Annotated in this window: 14 protein-coding genes; 8 read left to right on the top strand and 6 right to left on the bottom strand. The window is 70.3% G+C overall.

Features of this window, described 5'->3' with window-relative positions:
- From BT98_RS23990 to BT98_RS0110485, 3 genes are read right to left on the bottom strand one after another with little or no spacing between them, the layout of a single operon-like run.
- Positions 1 to 816 (bottom strand): enoyl-CoA hydratase/isomerase family protein, encoded by an 816-nt coding sequence (locus BT98_RS23990; RefSeq protein ID WP_019460797.1) that lies wholly within the window; start codon positions 814 to 816, stop codon positions 1 to 3.
- 8 nt (positions 817 to 824) lie between these two features.
- Positions 825 to 2432, bottom strand: a complete 1608-nt coding sequence (locus BT98_RS0110490) for a carboxyl transferase domain-containing protein (RefSeq protein WP_019460798.1) — start codon at positions 2430 to 2432, stop codon at positions 825 to 827.
- Positions 2433 to 2442: 10 nt separating this feature from the next.
- Positions 2443 to 3612, bottom strand: a complete 1170-nt coding sequence (locus tag BT98_RS0110485) for an isovaleryl-CoA dehydrogenase (RefSeq protein WP_019460799.1) — start codon at positions 3610 to 3612, stop codon at positions 2443 to 2445.
- Positions 3613 to 3720: 108 nt separating this feature from the next.
- On the opposite strand from BT98_RS0110485, the gene BT98_RS0110480 reads away from it, so the two are divergent.
- Both BT98_RS0110480 and BT98_RS0110475 read left to right on the top strand, forming a co-directional pair.
- A complete protein-coding gene (locus tag BT98_RS0110480; protein ID WP_019460800.1) occupies positions 3721 to 4335 on the top strand; it encodes a TetR/AcrR family transcriptional regulator in 615 nt (204 codons plus the stop codon).
- A gap of 234 nt (positions 4336 to 4569) precedes the next feature.
- Positions 4570 to 5100 (top strand): DsrE family protein, encoded by a 531-nt coding sequence (locus BT98_RS0110475; protein WP_019460801.1) that lies wholly within the window; start codon positions 4570 to 4572, stop codon positions 5098 to 5100.
- A gap of 26 nt (positions 5101 to 5126) precedes the next feature.
- Here BT98_RS0110475 and BT98_RS0110470 read toward each other — a convergent pair whose 3' ends face one another.
- Positions 5127 to 6476, bottom strand: a complete 1350-nt coding sequence (locus BT98_RS0110470; protein ID WP_019460802.1) for an amidohydrolase — start codon at positions 6474 to 6476, stop codon at positions 5127 to 5129.
- 191 nt (positions 6477 to 6667) lie between these two features.
- On the opposite strand from BT98_RS0110470, the gene BT98_RS0110465 reads away from it, so the two are divergent.
- From BT98_RS0110465 to BT98_RS0110455, 3 genes are all read left to right on the top strand, one after another.
- Positions 6668 to 7459, top strand: a complete 792-nt coding sequence (locus BT98_RS0110465; protein ID WP_019460803.1) for a class II aldolase/adducin family protein — start codon at positions 6668 to 6670, stop codon at positions 7457 to 7459.
- A 150-nt stretch (positions 7460 to 7609) separates the two neighbouring features.
- A complete protein-coding gene (locus tag BT98_RS0110460) occupies positions 7610 to 8455 on the top strand; it encodes a creatininase family protein (protein WP_019460804.1) in 846 nt (281 codons plus the stop codon).
- A gap of 169 nt (positions 8456 to 8624) precedes the next feature.
- A complete protein-coding gene (locus BT98_RS0110455) occupies positions 8625 to 9797 on the top strand; it encodes a YncE family protein (RefSeq protein ID WP_019460805.1) in 1173 nt (390 codons plus the stop codon).
- A gap of 1057 nt (positions 9798 to 10854) precedes the next feature.
- Here BT98_RS0110455 and eutC read toward each other — a convergent pair.
- Positions 10855 to 11583, bottom strand: coding sequence for an ethanolamine ammonia-lyase subunit EutC (eutC, locus tag BT98_RS0110445; protein ID WP_019460807.1), 729 nt, complete (start codon positions 11581 to 11583; stop codon positions 10855 to 10857).
- A gap of 2 nt (positions 11584 to 11585) precedes the next feature.
- Positions 11586 to 12995 (bottom strand): ethanolamine ammonia-lyase subunit EutB, encoded by a 1410-nt coding sequence (locus BT98_RS0110440; protein WP_019460808.1) that lies wholly within the window; start codon positions 12993 to 12995, stop codon positions 11586 to 11588.
- 571 nt (positions 12996 to 13566) lie between these two features.
- Here BT98_RS0110440 and BT98_RS0110435 point away from each other — a divergent pair.
- The 3 genes from BT98_RS0110435 (at position 13567) to BT98_RS0110425 (ending at position 17395) form a co-directional block, all read left to right on the top strand.
- Complete coding sequence (locus BT98_RS0110435) at positions 13567 to 15336, top strand: IlvD/Edd family dehydratase (protein ID WP_019460809.1); 1770 nt, start codon at positions 13567 to 13569, stop codon at positions 15334 to 15336.
- A gap of 89 nt (positions 15337 to 15425) precedes the next feature.
- Positions 15426 to 16190, top strand: a complete 765-nt coding sequence (locus BT98_RS0110430) for a 2-keto-4-pentenoate hydratase (RefSeq protein ID WP_019460810.1) — start codon at positions 15426 to 15428, stop codon at positions 16188 to 16190.
- Positions 16191 to 16447: 257 nt separating this feature from the next.
- Complete coding sequence (locus BT98_RS0110425; RefSeq protein WP_019460811.1) at positions 16448 to 17395, top strand: 2-hydroxyacid dehydrogenase; 948 nt, start codon at positions 16448 to 16450, stop codon at positions 17393 to 17395.
- Positions 17396 to 17471 lie beyond the last annotated feature (76 nt).

The raw sequence follows: 17471 nt of genomic DNA, 5'->3' as shown, positions 1-17471 counted from the left end.
TCAGTTCATGCGCTCGGGCGGCATACGTTGGAGGATGCGCCAGGACGGAGGGCGCTTGCCGAGGAAGGCGCCCAGTCCCTCGCGCCCTTCCTCCGAGGCGCGCCGCTCGGCGATGCGCCGGCCGGTTTCGGCGGACAAGGCCTCGTCCACCACGCGTCCCTCGCAGAGGAAGACGAGGTCCTTGGCCGCCGCCTGCGCACCCGGAGCCCCTTGCAGCAGCGCCTCCAGCACCTTCTCCGCCTCTGCTTCCAGCTCCGCCGCCGGCACCACCTCATGCACCAGCCCGATCTCCAGCGCCCGGTGGGGTGGGATCACCTCGGCGGTGGTGAAGTAGCGGCGCGCCTGCCGCGCCCCGATGGCGGCGACGACATAGGGGCTGATGGTGGCAGGTGTCAGGCCCAGCCGCACCTCGCTCAGGCAGAAGCGAGCCGTGTCGGCGGCCAGCACCACGTCGCAGCAGCAGGCGAGCCCGACGCCGCCGCCATAGGCCGCGCCCTGCACCAGCGCCAGGGTCGGTTTCGGCAGGCGGGCGAGCAGGTGCATCAGCCGCGCCAGCTTCGCCGCGTCGGCGAGGTTGTCCTGGTGCGAATGTTCCGCCATGCGCCGCATCCAGTCGAGGTCCGCCCCGGCGGAGAAGGAGCGCCCGGCGCCGGTCAGCACCACGGCGCGCACGCGCGGGTCCTCGCCCAGCTCCTCCAGCGCCGCGGACAGCCCGGCGATCAGCGCGTCGTCGAAGGCATTGTGCCGCTCTGGCCGGTTCAGGGTGAGCCGCGCCACGCCGCGCGGGTCGATCTGCAGCAGGATGGTGTCGTTCATGGCGGTCCTCACATCCGGAACAGGCCGAAGCGCGTCGGCTCGATCGGCGCGTTGAGGCTGGCCGAAAGGCCCAGCGCCAGCACGCGGCGCGTCTCGGCCGGGTCGATCACGCCATCGTCCCACAGCCGCGCGGAGGAATAGGTGGGGTGGCCCTGCGTCTCGTACTGCGCGCGGATCGGTGCCTTGAAGCCTTCCTCCTCCGCCGCGCTCCAGCTTCCGCCCCTGGCCTCGATGCCGTCGCGGCGGACGGTGGCGAGGACGGAGGCAGCCTGCTCCCCGCCCATCACGCTGATGCGGGCATTGGGCCACATCCAGAGGAAGCGCGGCGAATAGGCGCGGCCGCACATGCCGTAATTGCCGGCGCCGAAGCTGCCGCCGATGATCACGGTGAATTTCGGCACGGCGGCGGTGGCCACGGCGGTCACCATCTTGGCGCCGTCCTTGGCGATGCCGCCGGTCTCGTACTTCTTGCCGACCATGAAGCCGGTGATGTTCTGCAGGAAGACCAGCGGGATGCCGCGCTGGGCGCAAAGCTCGATGAAATGCGCCCCCTTCTGCGCGCTCTCGCCGAAGAGGATGCCGTTGTTGGCCACGATTCCCACCGGATAGCCCCAGATATGGGCGAAGCCGCAGACCAGCGTGGCGCCATAGAGGCGCTTGAACTCGTCGAACTCGCTGCCGTCCACCAGCCGCGCGATCACCTCCCGCACCTCGAAAGGCTTGCGCCGGTCGGCGGGGATCAGGCCGTAGAGGTCCTCCGCCGGATAGAGCGGGGCGCGGGGCTCGCGGATCGCCAGGGAAGGGCGCTTCGTGGCGTTCAGGTTGGCGACGATGTTCCGGGCGATGCCCAGCGCATGGGCGTCGTTCTCGGCATAATGGTCGGTGACGCCGGAGGTGCGGCTGTGGACATCGGCGCCGCCCAGCTCCTCCGCCGTCACCACCTCCCCGGTCGCGGCCTTCACCAGCGGCGGCCCGGCCAGGAAGATGGTGCCCTGGTTGCGGACGATGATGCTCTCGTCGCACATGGCGGGCACATAGGCGCCGCCTGCGGTACAGCTTCCCATCACCACCGCGATCTGCGGGATGCCCTGCGCCGACATGCGTGCCTGGTTGTAGAAGATGCGCCCGAAATGGTCGCGGTCGGGAAAGACCTCGTCCTGCTGCGGCAGGTTGGCGCCGCCGGAATCCACGAGGTACAGGCAGGGCAGGCGGTTCTGCTCGGCGATCTCCTGGGCGCGGAGGTGCTTCTTCACCGTCAGCGGGAAATAGGTGCCGCCCTTCACCGTCGCGTCGTTGGCGACGATCATGCATTCGCGCCCCGAGACGCGGCCGATCCCGGCCACCATTCCGGCCGAGGGCACCTCGCCGCCATACATGCCCTGCGCTGCGAGCTGGCCGATCTCCAGGAAGGGAGAGGCCGGATCGATCAGCGCCCGGATGCGATCGCGCGGCAGCAGCTTGCCACGCCCCAGATGCTTCTGCCGCGCCGCCTCGCCGCCGCCGAGGCGGACCTGCTCGGCCAGGGCGCGCAGCTCGTCGGTGACGGCGCGCATCGCTTCGGCATTGGCGCGCGCCTCGGCGCCGCGGGGATCGAGGGCGGTTTCCAGGACTGGCATGGCCCGCGCCTCACGCCGTTTCCCGGAAGAGTTCCCGCCCGATCAGCATCCGGCGGATCTCGCTCGTCCCGGCGCCGATCTCGTAGAGCTTGGCATCGCGCAGCAGGCGCCCGGTCGGGTACTCGTTGATGTAGCCATTGCCGCCCAGGCACTGGATCGCCTCCAGCGCCATCCAGGTGGCCTTCTCGGCGGCGTAGAGGATCGCGCCCGCCGCGTCCTTGCGCGTTGTCTGTCCCCGGTCGCAGGCCTGCGCCACGGCATAGACATAGGCGCGGCAGGCGCTGAGCGTGCTGTACATGTCGGCCAGCTTGCCCTGCATGAGCTGGAACTCGCCGATCGCCTGGCCGAACTGCTTCCGCTCGTGCACATAGGGGAGCACGACATCCATGCAGGCCTGCATGATGCCCAGCGGCCCGGCGGCGAGCACGGCGCGCTCGTAGTCCAGCCCGCTCATCAGCACGTTCACGCCCCGGCCGAGGCCGCCCAGGATGTTCTCCTCCGGCACCTCGCAATCCTGGAAGACCAGCTCGCAGGTGTTGGAGCCGCGCATGCCGAGCTTGTCCAGCTTCTGCGCCGTGGAGAAGCCCCGGAAGCCCTTCTCGATCACGAAGGTGGTGATGCCGCGCGGCCCGGCCTCGGGGTCGGTCTTGGCATAGACCACCAGCACATCCGCATCCGGCCCGTTGGTGATCCACATCTTGTTGCCGTTGAGCACGTAGCGGTCGCCGCGCTTTTCGGCTCGCAGCCGCATGCCCACCACGTCCGATCCGGCGCCGGGCTCGCTCATCGCCAGGGCGCCGATATGCTCGCCGGAGATCAGCTTCGGCAGGTAGCGGCTCTTCTGCGCCCCGCTGCCGTTGCGGCGGATCTGGTTGACGCAGAGATTGGAATGCGCGCCGTAGCTGAGCCCGACCGAGGCGGAGGCGCGGCTGATCTCCTCCAGCGCCACGACGTGGTCGAGATAGCCCATGCCGGCGCCGCCCAGCTCCTCCGGCACGGTGATGCCGAGCAGGCCGAGATCGCCGAACTTGCGCCAGAGATCGTTGGGGAAGGCGTTCTCGCGGTCGATCTCCGCGGCGCGTGGAGCGATCTCCCGCCGTGCGAAGGCGGAGACCTGCTCGCGCAGGGCCTCGGTGGTCTCGCCCAGGCCGAAATCCAGCCCCTGGAAGCCACTGGACATGCGTAACCCTCCCCTGAACGCGCACGCTTGGACATGGGGCCACTGACGGGCCTCGTTGCAAACGAACATACGTAAGTTTATGCTGGCTGGGAAGAGGTCAAGGAAACGATGGCGCGTATCGCAGGCTCGAACGGCCCCCGCACGGCGGCGCTGATCCGCGAGGTCGGGCTGACCCTGATCCACGAGCATGGCTTCGAGGCGATGAGCCTGCGCGACCTCGCGGCGGAGGTCGGAATCCAGCCTGCCTCGCTCTACAACCATATCTCCTCGAAGCAGGAACTGCTCTTCGGCCTGGTGCGCGAGCATATGGAGGCGCTGCTCGCCAGCACGGAGGCCGCGCTGGACGCCGCGCCGCCCGATCCCCGGGGGCAGGTGCGCGCCTTCGTGGCGCATCACCTGCTCTACCACATGGACAAGAAGCGCGAGGTCTATGTGGCGAATTTCGAGCTGCGCGCGCTGGAGCCGCGGAACCGCGACGCCATCCTGGCCCTGCGCCGGGGCTATGAGGGCCGGCTCATCGCCCTGCTGGACGCGGGCGTCGCGGCGGGGGGATTCGCCCTGGCCGATACGCGGGTCGCCGCCTATGCCATGCTGGCCATGCTGACCGGCGTCTGCACCTGGTACCGCCCGGACGGTCGCCTGACGCCGGAGGAGGTGGTGCGGCTGCACACCGACCTCGTTCTCGAAGGCTGCCGTCGCCCGGAGGAGGCATTGCCGGCCTGACCGCTCCGACACCATGCCGGGGCTGGAATCGGGGTGCTGTCCGGCGCATTCGTGTCATGGGGGAAATGACGCGATTTATGCACGCATGAAGATAATCTCAAGGGATACACAAACTCACTGCGTGTGGAAAACCCATGCCGGGTCCGTAGTCACGCGCAACCATGACGAATTCTGTTTCCCGTTGCGTTGCAGCATATTACGCAGATCGGCAAGTTTTCCGAGGCAAGGACAGGAATGAAAGCCGTCGCGACACTCTTTTCGGCCCTGATGCTGGCGGCATGGGCCTGCCCGGCAAGGGCCGCGCCCACCGGGTCGGCGCCCGAGGTGATCCAGAAGGTCGTCTACCACAACAACGGCGGCAGCGCGGATATCTCGATCTTCATCAAGGCGGAGATCTTCTTCCGCCGCCATGTGCTGGGCGAGGATGTGACGGGCGAGGCGAACGCGCCCTACTTCAACGGGCTGCTCGACAATATCCGCAACCACATCAATGCGGTCGGCAAGGAGCATGTGCGCATCGCCGTGGTGGACCATTCCGCCGGCGTGGATATGCTCAAGCTCGCGATCACCGACAAGGCGATCGCGGGCAAGCTGGATGCCCTGCGCGCGGATGGCGTGCGGTTCCTTATCTGCGCGAACACGCTCAACGCGCGGCACATCTCCCTGGGCCAGCTTCATGGGGCGAAGCCCGAGGATGTCGTGCCGAGCGGCGTGGCCGAGATCGCGGCGCTGGAACAGGTGGGCTACGTCTATATCCATCCGTGAGGCCATGCGGACCGCGGAGCCGGAGCTCAGGCCTCGCCGCCGTCCCGGTGGTGTGGCCGGTCCTGCCCCAGCAGGCGCTCCGCGATTCCGGCGAAGAGATCCACTCCCTGCGGCAGGGCCGCCTCGTCGAAGTCGAAATCCACCGCGTGGTGGATGCCCTTGAGATCGGCCCCCAGCAGGAAGTAGGTCGCGCTGCCGCCCTGCTCCTGCACCCGGCGCAGCATCAGCGTGGCATCGTCGCCGCCGCCGATCGGCCATTCCGGCTCGATCCGAGCGATCCCCGGCACGGTGCGCGCCACCTCCGCCACGATGGCGGCGGCCTCCGGGCTCGGCGTGGCGCCGATGCTGCCGCCCATCTCCTCGATGCGCAGCGCGACATCCTGCATCGCCGCCGCCCCGGCCAGCACTTCCCGCGCCCGGTGGTCCATGTAGTCCAGTGCCGCCTGCGAGCCGCCGCGTACCTCCAGCACGAGGTGGCAGGAATCGGCGATCACGTTGCGGCCGCTGCCCGCCACCATCCTTCCGACATTCACCAGGGTCGGTGCCTCGGCATGGCGGCTGATGGCGTGCAGGTTCAGCGCCGCCGTGGCCCCGGCCAGCAGGGCGTTGCGCCCTTCCTGCGGTCCCATCGCGGCATGCGCGGCGCGGCCTTCCAGGAAGGCATCCAGCTTGTTGGAATAGAGGAAGCCCGTGGCCACCGGCGCCACCGTGCCCGAGGGCAGCAGGCAGCCGAGATGCCCGGCGAAGAAATGGTCGACCCCGTCCACGACGCCGGCAGCCACCATGGGCCGGGCGCCGCGTCCGCCTTCCTCGGCGGGCTGGAAGATCAGGCGGATCGTGCCCCGCCAGCGCGCGGTCGGCGATGCGAGGCGGGCGGCCAGGGCCAGGCCGATGGCGGTGTGCCCGTCATGGCCGCAGGCATGCATCACCCCGGCGCGGCGCGAGCGGAAGCCCTCCCGGTTCGGCGCATGGTCCAGCACCTCCGTCTCCCGCACCGGCAGCGCGTCCATGTCGAAGCGGAAGGCGAGCACGGGGCCGTCGCCGCGCCGCAGCTCCGCCACCACCCCGGTCTGGCCGCCCGGCATGCGCGCCACCCATTCCGGCGGCGCGCCGGCCGCCAGCGCCGCCTCACGCGCCGCCACGGTCTCGGCCGGGGAGGGGCGGCCGGGCATCTCGCCCTCCACCATGACCTCCGGCCCCGCCTTCACCGACCAGCCGAGCCGTTCCAGCGTGACGGCCACCTTCGCGGCGGTGCGGTATTCCAGGAAGCCCAGCTCCGGGAAGCGGTGCAGGTCGCGCCGGATCCGCACCACGCCGCCATCGTTGGCGCCGGTCGCCGCGGCGAAATCCAGATCCGTTCCCATTTCCGGCTCCATGCCTGGTTCCTTCCGCCTCTGCCCATGTGCGGGGCAAGCCTGCCCGCGATACGGGCCGAAAGACACCCGCGCCCACGCCGGGGCAAGGGTCCGGGCCCCGCCGGCGGTTGACGCGCCGCTGCCGGGGGGCGGAAAGTCGCGGCCCGCCGATCATCCCCGTTCCGCCAGAAACGCCCGATGGGAGAAGCCCGATGAACGTGACCACGCCGCCCTCCAGCCTCCCGCCCGCCAGCCTACGGGGGATCAGCGAGGAGGAATGGAAGATCCGCTGCGAGCTCGCGGCGCTCTACCGGCTCGTCGCCTATCACCGGATGACGGACCTCATCTACACCCATATCAGCGCCCGCCTGCCGGGGCCCGACCACCACTTCCTGATCAACCGCTACGGCGTGATGTTCCACGAGATGCGGGCCAGCGACCTGGTGAAGATCGACCTGGAGGGCAACGTGATCGAGGAGGACGCTTCCTCCAAGCCGGTCAATGCCGCGGGCTTCACCATCCACTCCGCGATCCACATGACGCGGGATGACGCGGCCTATGTCGTCCATACCCATACCAGCGCCGGCATCGCCGTCTCGGCGCAGAAGGAGGGGCTGCTGCCGATCAGCCAGCACGCGCTGAAGTTCCATGGCCACCTCTCCTATCACGGCTACGAGGGCATCGCGCTGGACCTCGACGAGCGCGAGCGGCTGGTCGCCGATCTGGGGCAGCACAAGGCGATGATCCTGCGCAACCACGGGCTGCTGGTCACGGGCCGCACGGCGGCGGAGGCCTTCAACAACATCTACTACCTGGAGCGCGCCTGCCAGGCGCAGGTGGCGGCGCTCTCGGCCGGCATGGACCAGATCGTCTTCCCGCCGGAGGAGGTGCGCCTGCGGACCGCGGAGCAGTTCAACCGCTCCGACTCCCCGCATATCTACGACCTCGCCTGGACCGCCGCGCTGCGCCTCGTCGATGGCGACAAGGTGGATTATCGTTCATGAAGTGAGCCGGGCCGCGCCCGGCCGGAGGAAAGCGAGGTTTTCCGCGCTTTTCCGTGGAATGGGCGCGGCCTCCGCTGCGGGCGCGAAGGCTGGGCAGGGGGGCGGGGAGGGGAGTAGACAGGAACTCATTGCCGGAGTTGCCTGGTTCCCATGTTCCGCCGATCCGCTTTCCGGAAGCGACACCTGGCCCTTCTCCAGGTCCCGATCCTCGCCGGGTTCCTGGTTCTCGCCCCTCTCGCCTGGGCGCAGCCGCCCGATACGGTCTGGCTCGACCAGCTCACCTGGACGGAGATCCGGGCCGCCACCCAGGCCGGCAAGCGTACCGTCATCATCCCCGTGGGCGGCACGGAGCAGAGCGGCCCCTTCATCGCCGTGGGCAAGCACAATGCCCGCGTGGCGGTGCTCGGCGAGCAGATCGCCCGGCAGCTCGGCAATGCCCTGCTCGCCCCGGTGATCGCCTATGTGCCGGAAGGCAACATCAACCCGCCCAGCTCGCACATGCGCTTTCCCGGCACGATCAGCATCCCGCCCGAGGTCTTCGAGGGCCTGCTGGCCTCCGCCGCCGAAAGCTTCGCCGCGCATGGCTTCACCGACATCGTGCTGATCGGCGACCATGGCGGCTACCAGAAGAACCTGCGGCATGTGGCCGACCGTCTGAACCGCCAATGGGCCAAGGGCCCGGCGCGGGCGCACTACATCGCGCAGTACTACGACACCATCGAGAGCAGCTTCGCCCCGGCCCTGCGCGCCCGTGGCCTGGGCGACGACATCGGCACCCATGCCGACCTCATGGACACCGCCCTGACGCTCGCCACCCGCCCCTCCCTGGTGCGGCAGCAGGCCCTCCAGGCCGCGACCGAGAAGCCCGGCGCGGCCCAGGGCGTCTATGGCGGCGACCCGCGCCCGGCCACGGCGGAGCTCGGCCAGATCGGCACCGGCGCCATCGTCGCCCAGACCGTGGCCGCCATCCGCCAGGCCACCGCGCCGCGCCGCTGACCCGCCTTCCGCAGCCGGGAGCATGCCGGTTCACATGCTCGCGTCCCGGCCCCGCCACCCCCTTCGCCCGAGGCGCGGCTTCGTGTTCACGAACCGCACCGCCCCCGGGCGCCCCACCCCGGAAACGGCCCCCGTGACCATGGGCCCGTATCGAGGAATACGCCTGCCGATGTCCCGTTCCGCCTCCCGCCTGCTGCTCCTGGCGATGCTGGCCGCTCCCGCTGTTCTGGCCCGGCCGGCCCTGGCCCAGAACACGGCCCCGGCCGCCGTGCAGACCGTGCCCGGCATGCCGCCCGTGACCGTGCCCGGCAACATCTACAGCGAGACCACCAGCGACAAGCTGGCGCCGGTGGTGCGCAGCGACCTGCCGCGCGTCTATGTGCCGAACCTGCGCTCCAACGATGTCTACGTCATCGATCCCGGGACGATGAAGGTCGTGGACCGGTTCAAGGTCGGCCGCGGGCCGCAGCATGTCGTGCCGTCCTGGGACCTGCGCACGCTCTGGGCGACAAACAATGCCGAGGGCAAGGAGGATGGCAGCCTCACGCCCATCGACGCCGCCACCGGCAAGCCGGGTGAGGCCATCCCGGTGGACGATCCCTACAACATGTACTTCACGCCGGACGGCAAGTCGGCGATCGTGGTGGCCGAGGCCCGCAAGCGCCTCGACTTTCGCGACCCGCACACGATGGCGATGCAGTTCTCCATCGACACGCCGGACTGCCGTGGCATCAACCACGCCGATTTCTCCGCCGACGGGCGCTACGCCATCTTCACCTGCGAGTTCGGCGGCCGCCTCGCCAAGATCGACATGGTGGAGCACAAGGTCGTCGGGTACCTGAAGCTGTCCAAGGGCGGCATGCCGCAGGACATCCGCGTGGCGCCGGACGGCCGCACCTTCTATGTCGCCGACATGATGGCCGATGGCGTCTTCGTCCTCGACGGCGACCGCTTCGTCGAGACGGGCTATGTCCCGACCGGCGTCGGCACGCATGGCCTCTATCCCAGCCGCGACGCCAAGGTGCTCTACATCGCCAACCGCGGCTCCCATAAGGTGCATGGCGCGCGCAAGGGGCCGGGCAGCGTCTCGGTGCTCGACTTCGCGAGCGGCAAGGTCGTCGCCAACTGGCCCATCCCCGGCGGCGGCAGCCCCGACATGGGCAATGTCAGCGCCGACGGGAAGACGCTCTGGCTCTCGGGCCGCTTCGACGACGTGGTCTATGCCTTCGACACCACCACCGGCGCGGTGAAGCAGATCAAGGTCGGCGCCGAGCCACATGGCCTGACCGTCTGGCCGATGCCGGGCCGCTACTCGCTGGGTCATACCGGCATCCTGCGCTGAGGGCGCCGTCCCACCCCGGGTGGCTTCGTGGGTTGCGGCGGGCTGGCGCCTGATACGGCTGGCGGGGCTCGCCGATCCGCGGGCGTGCCCCCCGTGGGCGCGTGGGGGTCCGAGGCGGGATTCGTGGGGTTGGCTGAGCGGCACGGCGCGGGAGGCATGTGCCGCCCCATTCCTGCGGGGCAGGGCATCCGGCCATGCGGGCTGTTTTATCGCTTTAGCATTTTAGGATTTTAAGGCTTTTCCGGCTGAAAGGACGTGGGTTTCAACCGGCGTGCCGGATGATGGCTGATCCGACTTCTGTTCCGGAACAGGTGACGCCGTGGCGGGCGGTGTGCGAGGCGCGCTCAGCCTGAAGCCCCTGGAAGGGCCCGGTGGGACAGCGTATGCCGGCGCTGTCGGCCAGGCTTGGGCGGGACGCTGTCCGGCCAGCCGGGGATTGCCCGGAGGGCGCTGTGGAGTGCTCGGTTGCGGCGTGTGAGTTGACTTTATTCCTATACGGAGGAATGGGTGGAGAAGCAAGAGGTGTTTGCGGTGGCTGTGTCCCCCCCCGGCCGGCGGCGTGTGCCAGGGAAGGGGAGGTCCAGGACCTTCAGGACCCTGGCGGATAGGAGGCTGGGGAAAGACGCCGCCTTTCCCCAGGGCAGCGGGAACCATCCGCCCGGGCGTCCAACGAAACCTCCTGAGCGGCGTTGGTGGGGCATTGCTGAAGCAGCAGTTTTGAGGTAGCGCTCCTGACGATAGATAGTGTCATAGCCTGGAAATATTCGAAATGTGGGATTGGTTCCCCATAATCTTCTTTCCATTCAAGATTCTCGTGTTGGGCACGGGCATGTTCTTCTCTATCAAGTGGCATCACGATCAAGCGAAGAAGAAAAAAGAAACCAGCGGATCATAAGTGCCCGCCGGACACACCTTTGACGCCTCAGATGGGCCGTCCGATATCCAGTGATGCAGCAGCAGTTCACCAGGGCGGCTATTGGGCAGCGTCGGCAGGCGGGTCGGCACGTCCTGGAAATCGGCACAAGGCCGGTTCATGGTGGATGCCGGCGCGACGTTCCTAGCCCCCCGGCAGGGCCACCGGCGCCTCGTCCTTGAGGCCGATGCCGCTCAGCTTGCGCTGCCGGGCCTCGCGCATCAGCCAGGCCAGCTTCTCCGCCGCGCCCTCGTGCGACAGGCCGCCATGGCCGTGGATGTTGGAGATGCAGTTGCGCCCGGAATCCTGGCAGCCGGTGCGCGGCGCGTAGGTCAGGTAGACGCCCAGGCTTTCCGCCACGCTGAGGCCGGGCCGCTCGCCGATCAGCATGGCGCAGAGGGTGGCGCCGAGCGTCTCGCCGATCTCGTCGCCCAGCGCCACCCGCGCCTGGATCGCCACCACGACGGGCGCGATGCGCCAGCCCTTCAGCCGAGCCAGCGTGGCGCGGAGGACGGCGGCCGCGTGCTTCTGCACCGCCAGCGCCGAGAGCCCGTCGCCGATCACGAAGACCGCGTCGTACTCGCCGCGCGACAGCAGCGCCCGGCTTTCCGGTGCCAGCCGCCGGCCCAGATCCGGCCGCCGCAGATAGGTGCCGCGATCCCCCGCCGCGCTCCGGACCTCCACCGCCTCCAGCGGTGACAGGGCCGCCCGCAGCGCCGCCGTGTCGAGCGGCGTGTGCACGGCATCGCGGGCCAGCGCATGGGCCATCTGGAAATCCAGCACATCGGCCAGCCGCATGGCATCGCCGCTGCGCCCCAGCCCGACACGTGCCCGCGTGGCGAGGCGCAGGCGTTCCCAGAAATCCTCCGCCATGTTCAGCCGCCTTCCTCGCGGTCCTGGGCCATGGCGAGCAGCCGTGCCGCCTGCGGGCTCTGCGGCAGGGGCGGGCGCATCCGCCCGTCGGCGCCCAGCATCTCCATCCGCTCCAGCCAGGCCTCGAATTCCGGCGCGGGCCGCAGGCCCAGCATGGAGCGCAGCGCGAGGATGTCGTGGAAGGAGAGGCTCTGGTAGTTCAGCATGATGTCGTCCGCGCCCGGCACGGCGATCAGGAAGTTCACCCCCGCCGCGCCGAGCAGCACCATCAGCGCGTCCATGTCGTCGCCATCGGCCTCGGCATGGTTGGTGTAGCAGGCATCGACCCCCATCGGCAGGCCGAGCAGCTTGCCGCAGCAATGGTCCTCCAGCCCCGCCCGGGCGATCTGCTTGCCGTCATAGAGGTATTCCGGCCCGATGAAGCCGACCACCGTGTTCACCAGAAGCGGCCGGAAGGCGCGGGCCACCGCATAGGCGCGGCATTCCAGCGTCTGCTGGTCCACCCCGTGATGCGCCTCGGCGGACAGGGCCGAGCCCTGGCCGGTCTCGAAATACATCACGTTGTCGCCCGCCGTGCCGCGCCCGAGCGACAGCGCCGCCTCCCGCGCCTCGCGCAGCGTGGCGAGATCGACGCCGAAGCCGCGATTGGCGCCCTCCGTCCCCGCCACGGACTGGAAGACGAGATCCACCGGCGCGCCCAGCTCGATGGCGCGGATGGCGTTCGTCACATGCGTCAGCACGCAGGTCTGGGTCGGGATCCCGTAGCGTTCGCGCAGCGCATCCAGCATCCGCAGCAGCTCCACCGCGTTGCGGACGCTGTCCGTCGCCGGGTTGATGCCGATCACCGCGTCGCCCGAACCGTGCAACAGCCCGTCCAGCACGGAAACGGCGATGCCACGCGCGTCGTCGGCCGGGTGGTTCGGCTGCAGCCGGCTCGCCAGCCGCCCCTCCAGCCCGATCGTGTTGCGGAAGGCCGTCACCACCCGGCATTTCCGCGCCACGGCGATCAGGTCCTGGTTCCGCATCAGCTTCGACACCGCCGCCACCATCTCCGGCGTCAGCCCCGGCGCCAGCGCGGCCAGCGCCGCCGCATCCGCCTCGTGCGACAGCAGCCAGTCGCGGAAATCGCCCACCGTCATGTGCGACACGGCCGCGAAAGCCATGGCGTCATGCGTGTCGAGGATCAGCCGCGTGACCTCGTCCGCCTCGTAGGGGACCACGCTTTCCGACAGGAAGGCCTTCAGCGGCAGTTCCGCCAGCACCCGCCGCGCCGCCACCCGTTCCGCATCCGACCCGGCGGCGATCCCGGCCAGCTCGTCGCCCGAGCGCCTGGGCGTCGCGGCCGCCAGCAGGTGCCGCAGATCCTCGAAGCGGTGGCGCTCCCCGCCCGCCAGCCCGGCCCGGCCCGTCATCCGCCCGCCTCCTCTCGCCCGAACCCGGCCAGCACAGCCGGGGCGCCGCCCGGCGGCAAGCGATTTCCGTGCCCGGATGGTTCTGGCCTTGGCGTGGGTGGCTCTCCCCGGGGGAAAGGCGCCGCCTTTCCCCCGGACCCCCTATCCGCCAGGACCCTGCGGGCCCTGGACCCGATGAGTTGGTCCTGACGGATGCCGGATCGCGCCGGAGATCCATGCTCTCCGGCGGGCTGCCGGTGCCGCGAGCGCGGAGACGGTGTCTTTCTTCTTTTCGGGAGCCTCGCGTTTCCACCTGTTTCGGGGATCAGGCGGCAGGGTAACGGCCGCCACAGGCGCCAACGAAAGGCGGGGCCCGGGGACATAGCATGTCCCCGGCGGAGAGGGGGGCGGAGCCTCTCTGCCGGGGGCTGCCCCGGGCGCCGCGCCCCGCCTTTCCCCGAGGACGGAACGGCCCGCGAAAGCCGGGGCGGGAGGCTGGACAGGGGCGGGAGCCGGTCGTTTGATGCCCGCCCTGAGGAGCGGTGATCCGGGAACCGGACGCCAGCGACGGATGACAGGGCAGGAGTGCATCATGGCCACGCTACGCAGCCAGAACTGGTTCAACGACCCCTCCGACCCGGATATGACGGCGCTCTATCTGGAGCGCTACCTGAACTACGGCCTGACGCCGCAGGAACTGCAATCCGGCCGCCCGATCATCGGCATCGCCCAGACCGGCAGCGACCTCGCCCCCTGCAACCGCCATCACATCGAGCTGGCGGAACGCACGCGGGCCGGCATCCGCGACGCCGGGGGCATCCCGCTGGAATTCCCCTGCCACCCGATCCAGGAGACCGGCAAGCGACCCACCGCGGCGCTGGACCGCAACCTTGCCTATCTGTCGCTTGTCGAGGTGCTCTACGGCTATCCGCTCGACGGGGTGGTGCTCACCACCGGCTGCGACAAGACCACGCCCGCCCTGCTGATGGGCGCCGCCACGGTGAACATCCCGGCCATCGTCCTGTCCGGAGGCCCGATGCTGGACGGGCACTACAAGGGCAAGCTGGCCGGCAGCGGCACCATCATCTGGGAGGCGCGGCGCCGCATGGCGGCGGGCGAGATCGGCTACGAGGAGTTCATGGCGCTGGCCGCCGCCTCCGCCCCCAGCGTCGGCCACTGCAACACCATGGGCACGGCGCTGTCGATGAACTCGCTGGCCGAGGCGCTGGGCATGAGCCTGCCCGGCTGCGCCTCCATCCCCGCCCCGTACCGGGAGCGCGGGCAGATGGCCTACGTCACCGGCAAGCGCATCGTGGAGATGGTCCACGAGGACCTGACGCCGCGCAAGGTGATGACCAAGGAGGCCTTCGAGAACGCCATCATGGTGGCCTCGGCGCTGGGCGCCTCCACCAACTGCCCGCCGCACCTGGTCGCCATCGCGAAGCATGTCGGCGTCGAGCTCAGCCTCGACGACTGGCAGCGTGTCGGGCACGAGCTGCCGCTGCTGGTCAACTGCCAGCCCGCCGGCGCCTATCTCGGCGAATCCTTCCATCGGGCCGGCGGCGTGCCGGCGGTGATGCGGGAGCTGCTGGATGCCGGCGTGCTGCATGGCGGGCCGGTGGGCGTCAGCGGCCGCCCGATCGCCGAGAGCCTGGCCGGCGTGACGGTGGAGGACCGCGACGTGATCCGCCCCTTCTCCGCGCCGCTGATGCCGGAGGCGGGGATGCTGGTGCTGCGCGGCAACCTCTTCGATACCGGCGTGATGAAGACCTCGGTGATCTCCAGGGAGTTCCACGACCGCTACCTGTCCAACCCCGAGGACCCGGATGCCTTCGAGGGCCGCGCCATCGTCTTCGAGGGGCCGGAGGACTACCACAAGCGGATCAACGACCCGGCGCTGGAGATCGACGAGTACTGCATCCTCTTCATCCGCGGCTGCGGCCCGGTCGGCTATCCCGGCTCGGCGGAGGTGGTGAACATGCAGCCGCCCGACGCGCTGATCCGGCGTGGCGTCAACGCGCTGCCCTGCATCGGCGACGGGCGGCAGAGCGGCACCTCGGCCAGCCCCTCCATCCTCAACGTCTCGCCCGAGGCGGCGGTGGGCGGCGGCCTCGCCCTGCTGAAGACGGGCGACCGCGTGCGCTTCGACCTGCGCGCCCGGCGGGTGGACCTTCTGCTGCCGGAGGAGGAGATCGCGGCGCGGCGCGATGCCCTGCAGCCCTATGTGCCGAGCAACCAGACGCCCTGGCAGCAGCTCTACCGCGAGCGGGTGGGGCAGCTCTCCGACGGCGCCTGCCTGGACTTCGCCACAGCCTATCAGGATGTGGTCCATACCAAGGGGATGCCCCGGCACTCGCACTGAGGCGCATCGCCCGTCCTGTTCCTGACCACCCCAGCGCCGTCCCCGGGCCGGTCCCCGTGCGGACGGCCCGACTGACGGAAACGAGTTTCATGACAGATCCGCGCGCCGCCACCGAGGCGCTGCTCCAGGCCCGCCGCAGCCGCGACTGGATCGCCGTCCTGCCCGACGGCGCCCGGCCGCAGGACGAGGCCGAGGCCTATGCCATCCAGGACGCGGTGGCGGCGGCGCTGGCGCCGGAGCAGGGCGGCATCGCCGCCTGGAAGGTCGGTGCCGCCAACCCCGAGGCCCCGCCCTTCGCCGCGCCGATCCTGGCCGGCACGCTGCGCTTCGACGACAGCCCCTTCGCCCCCGGCTTCTTCCAGGTGATGGGGGTGGAGGCCGAGCTCGCCTACCGCATGGGCCGCGACCTGCCGCCGCGCGCCGAGCCCTATGCGCCGGAGGAGGTGCTGGACGCGGTGGCCAGCCTGCACCCGGCCATCGAGATCGCCGACACCCGCTTCATGGGGCTGAACACCACCGACAGGCTGAGCCACCTGGCCGACCAGCAGAGCCATGGCGCCCTGATCGTCGGCCCGGCGCTGGCGGACTGGCGCGGCGTCGTGCCCACGGCGCAGCCCTTCATCCTGCGCCTGAACGGCCAGGTGGCGGCGGAGGGCAGGGGCGGCAACCCGGGCGGCGACCCGGCGCGGCTGCTGCACTGGATGGCGAACCATGCCGCCGCGCGCACCGGCGGGCTGAAGGCGGGCGACGTGGTCACCACCGGCTCCTGCTGCGGCGCCATCCCCGTGCCGCCGGGCACGGCGGTGGAGGCGGAGTTCCCGGGTATCGGCACGGTGCGGACCGCCATCGGCTGAACGGGGCGCCCCCAATCGGCGGGCCGGCCCGTACCCGGAGCGGACCGCCGTGGGGCGCATCGCCCGGGAACGCGGACGCCGCGCCCGGGACGATGAGCCGGTGCCCTGGCGAGGCGGATGCGGACGGGCCGGGAATGCCCTGGCCGGACCTGTGCGGAGGGCCGGAACGGGCAATGGCCCTCCCTCGGCCGGATGTTGAAACGCTGCCGGAGTGACCATGTGAGGCGTGTGGGCACGGAGCCACAGGGAGGAAGAAGATGAGCCAGAAGCCGGCGATCCTGGTGATGTCGAAACTGATGCCGGCCATCGAGGCCAAGCTCGAGGCGTCCTTCGAACTGCACCGCCTGCCCCCGCCGGGTGAAAGGGATGCCTTCCTGCGCGAGACGGGGCCGCGCATCCGTGGCGTTGCCACCAGCGGCACCGCCGGACTGCCGGGCGCGGTCATGGAGGCGCTGCCGGCGCTGGAGATCGTCGCGGTCAACGGCATCGGCGTGGATGCGGTGGACACGGAGCAGGCCAGGCGGCGCGGCATCCCCGTCACCGCGACGCCCGGCGTGCTCACCGACGATGTCGCCGATCTCGGCATGGCGCTGATGCTCGCCGTGTCGCGCAACCTCTGCAACGCCGACCGCTTCGTGCGCGAGGGGCGCTGGGAGCGCGAGACCATGGCGCTCGGCCACAAGGTCAGCGGCAAGCATCTGGGCATCCTGGGCATGGGCCGCATCGGCCGCGCCGTGGCGCAGCGTGCCGCGGGCTTCGGCATGACCATCGCCTACAACGACCTGCATCCGGTAGAGGGCCTGCCGGATTACCGCTTTGTCGGCTCGCTGGTGGAGCTGGCGCGGGAATCCGACTTCCTGGTGATCACCGCCTCGGGCGGGCCGGAATCGCGCGGCCTGGTCAATGCCCATGTGCTCGACGCGCTGGGGCCGGAGGGCATCCTGGTCAACATCGCCCGCGGCTCCATCGTCTCGGAGCCGGCGCTGATCGCGGCCTTGCAGGAAAGGCGCCTGGGCGGCGCCGGGCTCGACGTCTTCGCCGAGGAGCCGCATGTGCCCGAGGCGCTGCGCCGCATGGAGAACGTGGTGCTGCAGCCGCACCGCGCCAGCGCCACGGTGGAGACCCGGCTGGCCATGGGCAACCTCGTGGTGGAGAACCTGCGGGCGCATTTCGCCGGGCAGCCCCTGCCGACGCGGGTGGCCTGACGCTCCTTCGGGGGGGCGTGCAACGGGCGGCGGGGGGGGGCCATCGCCGGCCCGGGAGCGGCCATGCTAGCCTGCC

This window comes from Roseomonas mucosa ATCC BAA-692 (assembly GCF_000622225.1).
Lineage (GTDB): Bacteria > Pseudomonadota > Alphaproteobacteria > Acetobacterales > Acetobacteraceae > Roseomonas > Roseomonas mucosa.
Note: the sequence above shows the minus strand (reverse complement) of the source record. Positions and strands in the feature narration are given on the sequence as shown.

Bases quoted from the DNA above. Each gene is read 5' to 3' on its own strand.
- BT98_RS0110465 (WP_019460803.1), top strand. From the start codon at position 6,668: ATGAACGTGACCACGCCGCCCTCCAGCCTCCCGCCCGCCAGCCTACGG.
- BT98_RS0110455 (WP_019460805.1), top strand. From the start codon at position 8,625: ATGTCCCGTTCCGCCTCCCGCCTGCTGCTCCTGGCGATGCTGGCCGCT.
- BT98_RS0110460 (WP_019460804.1), top strand. From the start codon at position 7,610: ATGTTCCGCCGATCCGCTTTCCGGAAGCGACACCTGGCCCTTCTCCAG.
- BT98_RS0110440 (WP_019460808.1), bottom strand. From the start codon at position 12,995: ATGACGGGCCGGGCCGGGCTGGCGGGCGGGGAGCGCCACCGCTTCGAG.
- eutC (WP_019460807.1), bottom strand. From the start codon at position 11,583: ATGGCGGAGGATTTCTGGGAACGCCTGCGCCTCGCCACGCGGGCACGT.
- BT98_RS0110480 (WP_019460800.1), top strand. From the start codon at position 3,721: ATGGCGCGTATCGCAGGCTCGAACGGCCCCCGCACGGCGGCGCTGATC.
- BT98_RS0110470 (WP_019460802.1), bottom strand. From the start codon at position 6,476: ATGGAGCCGGAAATGGGAACGGATCTGGATTTCGCCGCGGCGACCGGC.
- BT98_RS0110425 (WP_019460811.1), top strand. From the start codon at position 16,448: ATGAGCCAGAAGCCGGCGATCCTGGTGATGTCGAAACTGATGCCGGCC.
- BT98_RS0110485 (WP_019460799.1), bottom strand. From the start codon at position 3,612: ATGTCCAGTGGCTTCCAGGGGCTGGATTTCGGCCTGGGCGAGACCACC.
- BT98_RS0110490 (WP_019460798.1), bottom strand. From the start codon at position 2,432: ATGCCAGTCCTGGAAACCGCCCTCGATCCCCGCGGCGCCGAGGCGCGC.
- BT98_RS23990 (WP_019460797.1), bottom strand. From the start codon at position 816: ATGAACGACACCATCCTGCTGCAGATCGACCCGCGCGGCGTGGCGCGG.
- BT98_RS0110475 (WP_019460801.1), top strand. From the start codon at position 4,570: ATGAAAGCCGTCGCGACACTCTTTTCGGCCCTGATGCTGGCGGCATGG.
- BT98_RS0110435 (WP_019460809.1), top strand. From the start codon at position 13,567: ATGGCCACGCTACGCAGCCAGAACTGGTTCAACGACCCCTCCGACCCG.
- BT98_RS0110430 (WP_019460810.1), top strand. From the start codon at position 15,426: ATGACAGATCCGCGCGCCGCCACCGAGGCGCTGCTCCAGGCCCGCCGC.